This is a genomic window from Paenibacillus sp. FSL H7-0326, from assembly GCF_001955535.1.
Taxonomy (GTDB): Bacteria; Bacillota; Bacilli; order Paenibacillales; family Paenibacillaceae; genus Paenibacillus; species Paenibacillus shunpengii.
The window spans coordinates 2,158,852-2,172,538 of record NZ_MPVN01000001.1 but is presented as its reverse complement, the minus strand read 5'-3'; the positions used below and the strand labels follow the sequence as shown (position 1 = coordinate 2,172,538).

11 protein-coding genes are annotated in these 13,687 nt (G+C 46.6%); 7 read left to right on the top strand and 4 right to left on the bottom strand.

Translation table 11 applies throughout. The features are described 5' to 3' along the window. Positions 1-164 precede the first annotated feature (164 nt). Genes BK126_RS10310 through BK126_RS10300 form a run of 3 tightly spaced genes read left to right on the top strand, consistent with a single transcriptional unit; the run spans position 165 to position 2,350 of the window. Positions 165-935, top strand: coding sequence for a transporter substrate-binding domain-containing protein (locus tag BK126_RS10310; RefSeq protein ID WP_076312657.1), 771 nt, complete (start codon positions 165-167; stop codon positions 933-935). Positions 936-975: 40 nt separating this feature from the next. Continuing rightward, the gene (locus BK126_RS10305; protein ID WP_076312428.1) at positions 976-1,635 is read left to right on the top strand and encodes an amino acid ABC transporter permease; all 660 of its coding nucleotides are present in this window, start codon (positions 976-978) and stop codon (positions 1,633-1,635) included. Next, positions 1,628-2,350, top strand: a complete 723-nt coding sequence (locus BK126_RS10300) for an amino acid ABC transporter ATP-binding protein (RefSeq protein WP_076312427.1) — start codon at positions 1,628-1,630, stop codon at positions 2,348-2,350. The genes BK126_RS10305 and BK126_RS10300 overlap by 8 nt, the downstream gene beginning before the upstream one ends. Before the next feature lie 177 nt (positions 2,351-2,527). Here the strand turns inward: BK126_RS10300 and rocF are convergent, their stop codons facing one another. Then, positions 2,528-3,439 carry an arginase gene (gene rocF, locus BK126_RS10295; RefSeq protein WP_076312426.1) on the bottom strand — a complete coding sequence of 304 codons (912 nt, stop codon included), beginning with the start codon at positions 3,437-3,439 and terminating at the stop codon, positions 2,528-2,530. A 175-nt stretch (positions 3,440-3,614) separates the two neighbouring features. On the opposite strand from rocF, the gene BK126_RS10290 reads away from it, so the two are divergent. After that, on the top strand, positions 3,615-4,802 hold the full coding sequence (locus BK126_RS10290; RefSeq protein WP_076312425.1) for an ornithine--oxo-acid transaminase: 1,188 nt from the start codon (positions 3,615-3,617) through the stop codon (positions 4,800-4,802). A gap of 392 nt (positions 4,803-5,194) precedes the next feature. Here BK126_RS10290 and BK126_RS10285 read toward each other — a convergent pair whose 3' ends face one another. Continuing rightward, positions 5,195-6,133 (bottom strand): helix-turn-helix transcriptional regulator, encoded by a 939-nt coding sequence (locus BK126_RS10285; protein WP_076312424.1) that lies wholly within the window; start codon positions 6,131-6,133, stop codon positions 5,195-5,197. Between the two features lie 109 nt (positions 6,134-6,242). Between BK126_RS10285 and BK126_RS10280 the strand changes: the two genes are divergently transcribed. Next, a complete protein-coding gene (locus BK126_RS10280) occupies positions 6,243-6,692 on the top strand; it encodes a VOC family protein (RefSeq protein WP_076312423.1) in 450 nt (149 codons plus the stop codon). Positions 6,693-6,765: 73 nt separating this feature from the next. On the opposite strand, the gene BK126_RS10275 is transcribed toward BK126_RS10280, so the two are convergent. Then, positions 6,766-7,656: a manganese catalase family protein gene (locus BK126_RS10275; protein ID WP_076312422.1), complete on the bottom strand. Its 891-nt coding sequence runs from the start codon at positions 7,654-7,656 to the stop codon at positions 6,766-6,768. Positions 7,657-7,680: 24 nt separating this feature from the next. Continuing rightward, the gene (locus tag BK126_RS10270) at positions 7,681-7,890 is read right to left on the bottom strand and encodes a YuzF family protein (protein WP_047912829.1); all 210 of its coding nucleotides are present in this window, start codon (positions 7,888-7,890) and stop codon (positions 7,681-7,683) included. Positions 7,891-8,020: 130 nt separating this feature from the next. Here BK126_RS10270 and BK126_RS10265 point away from each other — a divergent pair, with 130 nt between their 5' ends. Beyond that, positions 8,021-8,821: an aminoglycoside phosphotransferase family protein gene (locus BK126_RS10265; protein WP_076312421.1), complete on the top strand. Its 801-nt coding sequence runs from the start codon at positions 8,021-8,023 to the stop codon at positions 8,819-8,821. A 330-nt stretch (positions 8,822-9,151) separates the two neighbouring features. Beyond that, positions 9,152-13,612, top strand: coding sequence for an endo-1,4-beta-xylanase (locus tag BK126_RS10260; protein WP_076312420.1), 4,461 nt, complete (start codon positions 9,152-9,154; stop codon positions 13,610-13,612). The last annotated feature ends 75 nt before the right edge of the window (positions 13,613-13,687 follow it).

Genomic DNA, 13,687 nt, shown 5'->3' with positions numbered 1-13,687 from the left:
CTTTCTCCTGTCTGCTATTGCTGTACGCGAATCATAGTTTAATTTTATGGTAATCATTAAAAACCGTAATGATTCGATAGATAGCTTAAATGCTAGAATTAATGTTATAAATACTAACATGACTATTATATAATTGTAATGGGGAGGAAAACCAATTGAAAAAGATGCTGTTCGTTCTTACTATTATTAGTCTAGCGTTTGTATTCGGATGCGGCAATAACGAAGCGAGCACAGAAGCGGGGACTGAAGAAGACAAGGCAGGCTCGGGCAATAAACTGGTTAGGGGCACTTCCGCTGACTACCCGCCTTTCGAGTATCACGAGACGTCCAACGGCAATGACGAAATCGTCGGATTCGACATCGATTTGGCGAAAGCGATTGCGAAGGAAATGGGCAGGGAGCTGGAAATTCAAGATATCGGCTTTTCAGGCTTGATTCCAGCCCTACAGTCCAAGCGCGTGGATATCGTCCTCGCAGGGATGAACCCCACGGATGAACGGAAGCAGAGCGTGGACTTCTCCGACAAATACCTGACGACAGAATTCGCCGCCGTGTACATGAAGGAGAAGCCGGTTACACAGTTCGCAGACCTTAAGGGAAAGAAGATAGGGGTGCAGCTCGGCACAACCCAGGAGCAGGCGGCGAAGGATGCCGGTCTTGAAACGGTGTCTCTGGATAAATATCCGGACTTGATCCAGGAATTAAAGTCGGGCCGTATCGATGCCGTATTGGTTGAAGATACCGTTGCGGCGGAGTCCATCGGATCGGATACAGCTCTGGATTACAAGATTGTGCCCGAAATCGCGGGACTTGATATAGCGGTCGCGCTTCCGAAGGATTCGGAATTGACCGGCGAGATCAATGAAGCAATCAAGACGCTGATCGATAAAGGAGAGGTTGATAAGCTGAAGGATAAGTGGTTGAAGCTGAAATAACACATACAAATTCGTTGCTCCAAAGGGGGTAGGTACTAGCATGGATTTGCAGTTTGATAGAATTATTCCTTCCCTTCCATATCTCTTGCAGGGGATTGGTGTAACGATCAAGTTTTCTTTGTTGTCGATTCTATTTGGATTTATCGGGGGAACCGTGCTTTCCTTGCTCAAAATATCCTCAATTAAAGCTTTGAAGATATTTGCGGACTTCTATACGTCCATCTTCCGGGGAACTCCGCTAATCTTACAGCTAACGATGATCTACTTCGCCACCCCGCAACTGCTGGGATATGACATTTCCGCGCTGCAGGCGGGAGTTATCGCGTTCTCGCTGAATTCGGCAGCATATACCTCAGAGATTATTCGTGCCGGCATCATGGCGGTGGACAAAGGGCAAAGAGAAGCCGCCTTGTCACTTGGAATCCCCTATCGAAAGATGATGCAGGACATCATACTTCCGCAAGCCTTGAAAAATATTTTGCCCGCCCTTGTTAATGAAGGGATCGCCCTGCTTAAGGATTCGGCTCTTGTCTCCATCATCGGCGCGGCCGATCTGATGCGTCGGGCGAACATTGTAGCAGCGGAGAAATATTTGTATTTTGAGCCATTGATCATCGTCGGTCTCATCTACTACACAATGGTGATGACCATGACGTGGCTGGCACGCCGGCTGGAGAGGAGGCTTCGCAGCAGTGATTAGAATCGAGAATGTACATAAGTCGTTCGGGAAGCTTGAAGTGCTGAAGGACATATCGATGGAAGTTCAGCAGGGAGAGGTCGTTGCTCTAATCGGGCCCTCGGGCTCGGGGAAATCCACCTTGCTGCGTTGTATCAATTGCCTGGAGATGCCAACCGATGGACGAATCTATATCGGAAGCCAAGACATGACTTCGCCTCGCACGGATATTATGAAGATGCGGCAAAATATCGGAATGGTGTTCCAGCATTTTCATCTCTTCCCCAACAAGACGGTCTTTGAGAATATTACCTATGCCCCGATAACGGTGAAGGGAATTCCGACAGCTGAAGCTGCGCGTAAGGCAATGGAACTGCTTGAGAGAGTCGGATTAACGGACAAGAAAGATATCTATCCTTCGAAGCTGTCGGGAGGACAGAAGCAGCGGGTGGCAATTGCGAGGTCGCTGGCGATGGAGCCGGATATCATGCTGTTCGACGAACCGACGTCGGCTCTGGACCCGGAGATGGTCAAGGAGGTACTCGAAGTTATCAAGTCGTTGGCGCAGACGAAGATAACGATGATGATCGTCACGCATGAGATGGGCTTCGCTCGCGAGGTCGCGGACAGGATCTGCTTCCTGGAGGATGGGCGGTTAATCGAGGAGGCGTCGCCACAGCAATTTTTCTCTAACCCGAAGAGCGAACGGGCGAGAAGCTTTCTGGAGAAGGTGCTCTAATAGCCGAACCTTAGCAATAGCGATGACCTGCGGCCCCTGGAACAAGTCGATTGACTTGTTCCAGGGGCTGCTTCGTGTGCGATTGGCGGCGCAATCGACCGCGCCTCCAGATAGGAGAGAGACCCATACATATGCGTATGGGCCTGCTTAATTCCTGTGATGACTTGTATTGGCGTGTTATAAGATCCGGCTGCCGAACAAGGAGCAGATCAGTTCGACCGCAAGCGTCACTGTTTTGTTGTTCTTGTCCATCCTTGGGTTCAACTCCACGATGTCCGCTGAAGTGACGATACCCGCCTCGCTCAGAAGTTCGACCGCAAGATGAGCTTCCCGATACGTAACTCCTCCTCGAACGGGAGTGCTGATTCCCGGAGCCTCGGACGGATCGAGGCTGTCCAGGTCAAAGCTTAAATGAACGCCGTCGGTTCCCTTCGTGACGATGCGGATCGCCTCTTGAATGACGGTCATCATGCCCTTGCGGTCGATATCGTACATCGTATAGCATTTGATCCCTTGGTCGCGGATAAAGCTTTTCTCTCCCGGGTCTAGATCCCGGGCTCCGATAATGACGACGTTCTCGGGTTTGATTTTGCCGACTAAGCCGCCGATTTCTGTTAGCCTTCTATCGCCGTGACCAAGCGAGGCGGCGAGGGACATGCCGTGGATATTGCCGCTTGGCGTCGTCACGTTCGTGTTCAGATCCGCGTGCGCGTCGAACCAGATGACTCCCAGATTAGGGCGATGAGACGCAATGCCGGCGATCGAGCCGATGGCGATGCTGTGATCGCCTCCGAGAACTAGCGGGAAATGACCGTTCCGCACGCTGTTCGCCGCGACGGAGGCCAAGCCCTCATTTACGGCGACGACCTCATCGAGATACTTCAGCTTGAGATCATGAATTTGGGTTGTCAACGACTCCGGACAGGCGATAGCTTGTTCTGTAAATAGAAGTCCTTGAGCGTTAAGCTTGCGGGCAAGCATGGAGCTGATCATATGAGGCGCGGATCGTGCGCCTTGCCGCGATGCCCCTAAATCAAACGGGACGCTAATCAAATCGATAGTTTGTGTCAAGGTAAGGAAAGATGACATGAGAGTTCCTCCTTATGATCTGTACTGGACTTCGTTAAGATAAAATATAGCACATGCCGACTTTCCAAAGTCATTAGGAGTTGCAATCATTACTATTATCCATCCCAATGATTGAGCCGGCAGCGGCCATGTTACAATGGACGTAACCGATCATAAAGTACAAAGGAGACTAGCTATGAGCCTGACGAATCCAATCATCGAACGGACGGAGCGCTATGGGGCCGCCAATTATAAGCCGCTTCCGATCGTCATCTCTAGCGCCGAAGGGGTCTGGGTAACCGATCCGGAAGGCAATCGTTATATGGATATGCTAAGCGCCTACTCTGCGCTCAATCACGGGCACCGACATCCGAGAATCATCCAGGCGCTTAAGGATCAGGCAGACCGGGTGACGCTGACCTCGAGAGCGTTCCACAATGACCGGCTGGGGGAATTTTACGAGAAGCTGTCTGCGTTAACCGGCAAGAACACGGTGCTGCCGATGAACACGGGGGCCGAAGCGGTCGAAACCGCCTTAAAGGCAGCACGCCGCTGGGCTTACGAAGCGAAGCAGGTGCCGATGGACCAAGCGGAGATCATCGTCTGCGAGAACAATTTCCACGGCCGCACCATCAGCATTACCTCATTCTCCTCCTCCGACGAATATAAAGCCGGGTTCGGTCCATTCACTCCGGGCTTCAGGAGCATCCCTTATGGCGACGAGGAGGCGCTAAGGAAGGCGATTACGCCTTACACGGCCGCGTTCCTGGTGGAACCAATTCAAGGAGAAGCGGGAATCGTTATACCGCGGGACGGTTTTCTGCAAGAAGCTTTCCGGTTATGCCAGGATAACGAGGTGCTGTTCATCGCGGACGAGATCCAGACCGGCTTGGGAAGAACCGGTAAGCTGTTCGCCTGTGACTGGGAAGAAGTAACGCCGGACGTCTATATTCTGGGCAAAGCGCTGGGAGGCGGCGTTATGCCGATCTCGGCGGTCGTAGCGGACCGTTCTGTCCTCGGGGTATTCAATCCGGGTTCGCACGGATCCACCTTCGGAGGGAACCCGCTCGCTTGCGCGGTTGCCGTCGCCGCGATAGACGTTCTCCAGGAAGAGAATCTGGCTGATCATTCGGAGGCGATGGGAAGCTACTTGCTTGAGGTATTGAGAGAGATTCGGAATCCGGTTATCAAGGAGGTTCGGGGCCGAGGGTTGTTTATCGGAATCGAATTGACGGAGCTCGCCCGGCCCTACTGCGAGAGACTGAAGGAGCTGGGGCTGCTCTGCAAGGAAACGCACGAGACGACGATCCGCCTGGCTCCTCCGCTCAACATCACGAAGGAGCAGCTGGATTGGGCGATTGAAAGGATTAGAAGCGTATTTTAATAGCTGCAGCCTCTGCAACTGGATAGCGCAGTTTCATTCTCGGAGCGGATTCTCACCCTCGTGGTGGTCTGATTGTGGAAATGAGCAGTTCTGAATTGATGAAGTTCAACCTGGTTGGTTTATTTATGGCTTTCGTCAATTGAGTGCGTGAAACGCGCAAAATCAGGACCACCCGTTGGGCGGGTGGTCCTGATTGGTTAGAAGCTCTTAGCTTTAGTTACACGGGTGTTCCATAGACCCCATCTCCTGCTCGCGGCAGAGTTTTCCTTAATTTTATCAGTGAGTGAAATTTATAAATTGACTGGTTTTCCCCGAAGTTGAGGAAACAATGCTAACATAACCCACACATGTGGAGAGTGTAGCGGTGTTAGTTCTTGAAGGGATAATTAATTCTATATTTTTTTATAGTGATTTGAAAGATTCTCGATTCGATCTTGGATCATTTGTTTCAATGAAACAGGCTGTATGGATCTTACATAAGGTCCAAATCTCATAAAATAGTCGGCTATAAATGACTCTTCTCCTGGTTGATAGAAACCCCGTATAACTGTGTTATTGTCACTCTCTATTCTCATCGAAGGATAATGTTCTTTATAAAAGATATCTCGAGCTTCTTCTGAAATCTCGACTTCGAATTCAATACTGTTCTCCGCACGATAAATTTCTAATGAGCGACTGACGAGCTCTTCTATGGAAAAGGGAGTTTCGATGTTCTCTTCTTCAATAGAAGTTATTCTGTCGCATCTGAATACTCTATATTGATTCGTCTCTAACTCTATACCAGCAGCATACCATTGACCAAACTTGGCGGAAATTTTGAAAAACTGAACATGGTAACTTTTTTCCTGATTGTTTTTTGTGTACTGAATACGGCAGCTGTTCTCGTGAAGTATGCTTTTTAGTATTTTGTCTAAGAAACGACTCTCATGATGATGCCTATACATCTCAAATTGCAGGATTTTTTTCATTTTGTGAATCTGCTTGATTTGTTCACTAGAAAGACAATTCTCAAACTTTTCGTTTAGTTGATTGATACTTAAATGAAATGGAGTAGATTCATACGCTTCTAACGTCAGCATGGCAAAATACAGAGCATACACTTCATCCATCGTAAAAAGAATAGGGGATAATAATCTGTTTTTTAAAATACCATATCGTCCATGTCTGCCTTGCTCCGAATAAATGGGCATACCCAATTGCTCTAATGAGCTAATATCACGCAATGCCGTACTTTTTGAGATATCGTATTGATTCATTAAGTCACTTAGATTAAAGAACTCTCGGCCATTCAAGTATCTAATCATGTCATTTAATCTTTCTGATTTATTCACCGTAAATCTCCTTATAAAGGTGTCAATCGTTGATACCTTTATATTTTATAATAAGCTCGAGGTAAACATCAAATGGCCTTACGTTATGATCTAAAAAGGAGATGGTACCATGAGTGCAACGCTAGAAGTAGCTATTTTCTTATCTATGAATGGGAAATCAAAAGAAGCGATTGATTTTTACAAACAACATTTAAATGCAGAGGAATTGTTGCTGGTAACCTATGAAGACCTAGCAAAACGTGACAGCTCGATGCAGCTTACGGATGAAAATAAGCATTATGTTAGTCACTCCGTCTTATCCATTGGGAAAACAAAAGTCATGATCGCAGAAGATCCAATGGATGCCACAGAGAAATATGTAGTTGGCAACAACACCTCATTGTGTATTCAAAGTGCTGATTTAGATGAAATCGAACATTTTTACAACAGCTTGACTACAGATGATAGGGTAAGAATCATTGTTCCTTTGTCCAGCAATGTATTTAGCAAAGCATATGGCATTATTGAGGATCCGTTCGGTATTCAAATTCAACTCATGTACGATGATAGACTAAAATAAAACATTTGTTGGTTAGATCTCAACAAAAAAAGGACGCTAAATCCATTGCGATTTAGTGTCCTCCTATTTTAGGCTATAAATTTGCCATGAGACGCTTTTTAATTAATTCATAATCATCCTTAGTAATACCAGGAGCAAATTCTTCAGGTAATTCCTCTAAGTCTGGAATGGGTGCGCCTTCCGGAGTACCAATCTTCACTTCAAGCGGCTGCCCGTTTTCGGGATTTGTTCCTTTCCAGATCATTCCGATATCCCTATAATCTGTTTCGCTCCATGTGTATAGCACATTGCTCAAGCCTTTTTCAATGAATGGTTTGGAATAATCGAATTTAGAGTTATCGAGATTAGGAACGGGAAGCATTTTCGTCAAATCTACTCCTGTAGCAATTTCGATCGCTTTCGCATAGGCGAGGATATGTGTCCCTCCACGAACGAGTAAATACCCAATCATGGTTCTAGCCACTGGGTGATCCGTCATCTCATAAACTCTCATTTTATGTGTACGTGCACCAACCTCAAGAAAAAAGTTATGTGTTAAATCTAAAACCAAATTTCCACTGTTAAAAACATTATCACCTGTCCAAGGTCTTCCCATGGAATCACCAGGTATTGCGGTTTGAGCTGTAGAAATAAAATGGTAGGTATTTCTTGCATCCTTCCCATTTTGAAGTGGAGTGATATCCGGATCACCTGGAAAAGTATTACCCACCGATAACAAATTAATCGCATTAGAAACAAGCTCTACATGACCAAATTCTTCGGCTGTAATGCTTGCCACTAAATCATAGAAGGGTTTTAGCTTTTTTTTATTTCTGAAGTTAAAAGACTGAAACATATAGTTATTTAGGGTGGACATCTCCCCAAACTTGCCGCCCAAGAGCTCTTGTACTGCGGCTGCAGCATTCATATCGCCGTGTGCGGGTACAGGAAGTTCAATTGCTAATTTATTGATTCTTTTAAACATGATTTCCCCTCCACTTTCCTTTTGTTAACCAGGAAACACCCAAATAATTTGCTGGGTACGAATAAAAAAGGGAGTTCCGTTAGATTCGACGACAATGTGATCTGGCAATACATTTTTCAATAACCCACGAACGCTGCCTCTTATGGTTTGAACGGTAACCACATTACCAACGATCGTTGATAAGGTCTGATAAACATAGGGATCATAAAAGCTTAACAGGTTGTTATTTGTCATTTAGATCCTCCTTTTCCAGTGTGCTTCATAGTGAGTATACGTTTATACATTTGAAATAAGACTGAAAAACAGTTTATTTGACTCTTTTTGTTGGGGAATAGCACATGATAAAAGCGAGGAGTGAAACCTTATGACTCAAGAAGAGGTATTAAGCGGCGGAAACGTAAATCATATCGTTCGTATAGGAGACACCGTTCGACGTCCTACAGGATATTGGAGCACAAGTGTTCATGAATTGCTTACGCATTTAGAAAGACAAGGATTCGAGGGAGCACCAAAATTTCTTGGCATTGATGAATTTGGCCGCGAAATATTAACATTTGTGACTGGTGATATGAATAAGCCGGAGTTAGAATCGCATACTTGGTGGATGGACGAGACGCTTGTGGACTTTGCCCACCTGTTACGACAATTTCATGATGCGACCCAATCCTTTGTTCCAAGTCCTGAAGCCAAATGGCAGCTTACAGGCCCTGACGGTGCCGAACACGAAGTCATATGTCATAACGATGCCGCGTTCTATAACCTTGTCTTTCAGAATGAGAAGGCCGCAGCACTCATTGATTTTGACATGGCTGGCCCAGGTCCGCGCCTGTGGGATATTGCATATACCCTTTACACGTCCGTACCGCCTGGTCGTTTTACGGCTGACTGTTCTTCTGAAACGATGGAATTAATACGGTATCAGCGTGAAAAAGATGCGCAAGAGCGCCGGCGCCGAATACAATTGTTTTTTGAAGCTTATGGATTACCCGTTCCTAACAATATGAAGGAGTGGATTATTGATCGATTGGTTGTACTATGTGATATGATAAGAAACTTTGCAGCTAATGGAAATCAAGCCTTTCAAAAAATGATGGATGAGGGACATCTGGCACACTACGAGAATGAGATTCGATTTATAAAAGAACATTATGAAGATTGGATATAGAGAAGAAGGAAGAAGACCGCAGGAGATAAAAAGGTTGAAGTTATTAAGGCATAATTGTTAATGGATATAACAACATATCTGCGAAGACAGTACTGCATGTATGCGGGCTGTCTTTTTTTTGGGGAGTATGCCTCCATTTCCCGCTCAAGCAAAGTTGTTTTCGAGTTACCTTGAAGTATATCTGAAAAAAACTAAGTTTCACCTTTAATTTGGAGTAAGAATTCCTTGTCACAAAATGGTATTATCTGGGTTGGAAGGAGGTTGATCACATCTAACTATGTAAGCGCTTCACATGAATGATAAAAATTTATTGTGGGGGGAAGGCTTCGAATGAAAAAATCATTAAAGCAGGGCATTTCCGGGTTACTCGCAGCGGCTCTGCTTCTTCCGGTCGGCTTGTTTACTCCAGCAGTCAATGCGGCGGAACTAGCGGCATCTGATTCACCAGTTGTATATCAAGAAACATTCCAGAATGGCCAAGGCAAGGCAACTCAATCAGGTGGTGCCCAGCTGGAAGCTGTAACAGGCAAGCCGTTTGATGGCAATGAGGATGGAGCAGCTCTGAAAGTTAGTGCCCGATCCAATAACTGGGATGGCGTGGACCTTGCATTCGGTGACCTTGGCTTGGAAGTTGGCGAAGAATATACGGTAACTGCTTCCGTCTATGTGGATGCGGATGCTAACCCACCGGCGGCGGGGCAGGCTGTTCTGGAGGTTGTAAGCAATAAGGGCGCTGAAGGAGAAGGATACACAGGGATTAATTCTTCCAACTTTAAGGCAGGACAAGGCATTACACTATCTGCCGATCTCTCCGTTACTAGTGTGGACAAGACTGCTCTGCGAATCAAGTCTGATGAAGCCGGTAAGGAAGTTTCATTCTATATTGGGGATATCACGATCACCCAAGAAGAAACACCTGCCGAGCCTACAGTAGTCCTTAACCAAAGCTTTGAAGATGGAAATACGGGAGGCTGGGGCAAGCTGTCCTGGGGATCGAACGGGGATACTGCGGTCGTAGAAGATGCAGCCTCTGAAGGTACGAAATCTCTGAAATTCTTTAACCGAGTTGATGAGAAGGCGGTTCCTGCGCTCGTACTTACGGACATGATGAAATCCGATCGTAAGTATGATATATCCCTCAAGGTTAGACTCGGTTCAGGAGAAGGTCAGTTCCATCTGGCTTCCAAGATTGATTCTGAAATCTTAGCGGATAATGATAAATATCCTTGGATTATCGGAAACAAGCTTGTAACCGCTTCCGATTGGACACTGTTTGAAACCAAGGGCTATGAAGTTCCTTCTAGAACAAATGAGGTCATCATCTATGTTGAACCCTCCAGCAATACTTTAACCTCGGATATTTACATTGATGAAGTCCTGATTACGGATGTGACCCCGGGTCAAACTGCACCTGAGGTTGTCGATCAAACGGGTATTTCCGCTGACTTTGAGAATGGTTTGGATGGATTCAAAGCACGGAACGGCCGTGAAACGGTAGTTCTCTCTGAGGATGATAATCATACACCGGATGGCAAGCAAAGCCTGCTTGTTACGACGACGACACAATATGACGCAGCCTTAGTTGATGCGGCTGGCAAAATGGCAAAGAATCACGAATACGAGCTGTCTGCTTGGGTGAAAATGGCCCCTGGTGAGGCACCCACAACACTTCGTATCAGTGTTCAATATGCCGACAGCGGCTATGCGAATGTATCACAAGATGCAACCGTTACCGATCAAGAATGGGTACACTTAACAGGTAAGTATACGCTCACCACGACCCCAAGCGTACTCAATGCTTATATCGAAACAGCAAACGACGACGGCGGCAACCGGACCTTCTATTTAGATGACTTTTCTCTAAAATATTTGGGGCCTGTAGCTGCTGCACCTCCGATTCAAGATAATCTCCCTAACCTCAAAGATACCTACACCGATGAATTCCTGATGGGCAACATTGTGAATCCTGCTACCTTCGACGAGACTCGGCTCAAGCTTCTGACGAAGCATTACAATGTCGTCACGTTCGAGAATGATATGAAGCCGGATTATGCCTATGATACAAACAGAGCATTCGATTTCACCGCTGAAGATGCGCTTGTTAAGCGAGTACAAGATGCAGGCCTTGATATCCATGGTCACGTGCTTGTATGGCATGCACAGTCACCTACATGGCTGCATACGGCAGCGAGTGGTGAGCCGTTAAGCCGTGAAGAGGCGCTAACGAATTTAAGAACACATGTGAAGACGGTCGTTGAGCATTTTGGGGACCAAGTGATTTCCTGGGACGTTGTCAACGAAGCGATGAACGATAACCCAGCAAATCCAACCGACTGGAAGAATGCACTACGTAATTCCGGCTGGCTTCAAGCCATCGGCCCTGACTTTATTGAGGAGGCATTCCTTGCGGCAAAAGAAGTCATTGACGAAAATGGCTGGGATATCAAGCTCTACTACAATGACTACAATGATGACAACCAGAATAAATCTACCGCCATCTACAGCATGGTTAAAGAGCTGAATGAGAAGTACGCGGCAGATCACCCTGGTGAGAAACTGATTGATGGCATCGGCATGCAAGCCCACTACAATTTGGGTACTCGGATCGACAATGTCAGAATGTCACTTGAGCGTTTCAGTTCTTTGGGTGTAGAAGTGAGTGTCACCGAGCTGGACATTATGGCAGGCACCAACTCAGTCATGACTGAAAGCGAAGAGAAGCAGCAGGCCTATTTGTATGCTCAATTGATGGATCTCTACAAGAAGAACAGTGAGCATATTCCACGTGTTACCTTCTGGGGATTGAATGACAGTACGAGCTGGAGAGCTGAGCAGAATCCAACCTTGTTCGACAAGGACTTTCAAGCCAAAGAGGCTTACTACGCAGTAAATGATCCTGAAAAGTACTTGGCGGACAATGCACCGGAAGAGATTGAATACAAGAAATCAAGTGCTTCTTATGGAACACCCGTGATGGATGGTTCCGTAGACAGCGTATGGAGCAATGCTCCAGAATTGAAGCTGGATACGAAGCAAATGGCATGGTCAGGTGCTACAGGCACAGCCAAGGCACTCTGGGATGACAACAACCTGTATGTGCTTGTTCAGGTCAAAGACGATCAACTGAACAAGTCGAACCCGAATGTATGGGAGCAGGACTCTGTAGAAATATTCGTCGATGAGAATAACGGCAAAACAGCGAGCTACCAAGAGGATGATGGACAATACAGAGTGAACTTCGAGAACTTAGCCTCCTTTAATCCTGCAGAGATCGCTGAAGGTTTTGAATCCGAAGTCTCTGTATCGGGTACCAACTACACGGTTGAAATGAAGATTCCATTCAAAAAGGTAACGCCTGCGAACAATGCTAAAATTGGCTTCGATGCGCAGATCAATGATGCAAAAGACGGCAATAGAATCAGCGTGAACGCATGGAATGACCCATCCGGGCAAGGTTACCAGGATACGTCCGTATTCGGTGAGTTGACACTGACAGGGAAGCCTTCTCCCGGCGGCGACAATGGCGGAGGTAACAATGGAGGAGGTAACAATGGAGGAGGCAACAGTGACGGGGGCAACGGTGGATCCAACTCAGGTACCACTCCGCAGCCGCAGCCACAGCCTCAACCGGGGAATGGCTCTGTTGTTGTACCGGTAATCAAAGTCGAGAATGGAACAGCCACAGCAATCCTTTCAAGCGACAGCCTGAATAAAGCTATTGAAAATGCCTCTTCAGGTGCAAATGGCAAGAAGCAGGTGACGATCGAAGTGCCGAAGCAGGCAAATGTACAATCTTATGTTGTACAATTCCCGACTTCACACCTGCACAGCAGCAATAATGTGGAGTATGTCCTTAAGACGGACCATGCAACACTTCAAATTCCGTCCAACATGCTGTCGAATACCACAGAACAAGCAGAACAAGTCGCTATTCAAATAAACAAAGGCTCAGCAGATCGCTTGAGTGCAGGTGATCGTGCTAATGTAGGCAGCCGTCCGGTGATCGACCTAAGCGTAACAGCTGGTAATCGTGTCCTTGCCTGGAACAATCCTGCTGCGCCAGTAACAGTATCTATCCCGTACACACCTGCCGCACAGGAACTTGTCAATGCACATCAAATCGTTATTCTAAACATTGACAATCAAGGACAGTCAACTGTCGTACCGAGTGGACGGTATGATGCTAAATCCGGCTCCGTTGTGTTTAAAACAGCACAATTCGGAACCTATGCTGCAGCCAATGTAACCAAATCTTTTGCCAATATGCAAAAGGTCCTGTGGGCAAAACAAGCCGTTGAAGCGATGGCTGCACGCGATATGATTAAAGGAATCTCTGATGACAGCTTCGCTCCTGCAGCTTCGATCACGAGAGCAGATTTTATCACCTTGCTCGTTAGAGCACTTGAATTGAAGAGTCCGGGTACCAACACGGCATCCTTCAGCGATGTACAGCCTGCCGCATATTATGCCCAGGCCGTGGCTATTGCCAAAGAACTGGGTATCACAGCTGGATTTGAAGATAACACATTCAAACCAAGCAGCAGCATTTCCCGTCAAGATATGATGGTGCTTACAGCAAAAGCCCTGAAAGCAGTAGGTAAGCCGGTTACGAGCAACGGAAATCTCGCTCCTTATTCTGATGCAGCTAGTATTTCCGGTTACGCCATGGATAGCGTAGCTTCCCTTGTAGGCAGTGGAATTATCAACGGCAAAGATGGCAAGATTGCCCCATCCGAAACCTTGACACGTGCTGAAGCAGCGGTGGTTCTCTACCGGATTTGGAACATGTAAATGAGAAGTTGAATGATTTCAGTTGATTTTCAAAAGAAGACTTCCCCCGTAGAGATGATCTGACGGGGGAGTTCT

What these genes read in the sequence shown, in the direction of transcription:
- BK126_RS10290 (WP_076312425.1), top strand. Translation starts at nt 3,615, where the DNA reads ATGAGCCTGACGAATCCAATCATCGAACGGACGGAGCGCTATGGGGCC.
- BK126_RS10310 (WP_076312657.1), top strand. Translation starts at nt 165, where the DNA reads ATGCTGTTCGTTCTTACTATTATTAGTCTAGCGTTTGTATTCGGATGC.
- BK126_RS10280 (WP_076312423.1), top strand. Translation starts at nt 6,243, where the DNA reads ATGAGTGCAACGCTAGAAGTAGCTATTTTCTTATCTATGAATGGGAAA.
- BK126_RS10305 (WP_076312428.1), top strand. Translation starts at nt 976, where the DNA reads ATGGATTTGCAGTTTGATAGAATTATTCCTTCCCTTCCATATCTCTTG.
- BK126_RS10265 (WP_076312421.1), top strand. Translation starts at nt 8,021, where the DNA reads ATGACTCAAGAAGAGGTATTAAGCGGCGGAAACGTAAATCATATCGTT.
- BK126_RS10260 (WP_076312420.1), top strand. Translation starts at nt 9,152, where the DNA reads ATGAAAAAATCATTAAAGCAGGGCATTTCCGGGTTACTCGCAGCGGCT.
- rocF (WP_076312426.1), bottom strand. Translation starts at nt 3,439, where the DNA reads ATGTCATCTTTCCTTACCTTGACACAAACTATCGATTTGATTAGCGTC.
- BK126_RS10275 (WP_076312422.1), bottom strand. Translation starts at nt 7,656, where the DNA reads ATGTTTAAAAGAATCAATAAATTAGCAATTGAACTTCCTGTACCCGCA.
- BK126_RS10270 (WP_047912829.1), bottom strand. Translation starts at nt 7,890, where the DNA reads ATGACAAATAACAACCTGTTAAGCTTTTATGATCCCTATGTTTATCAG.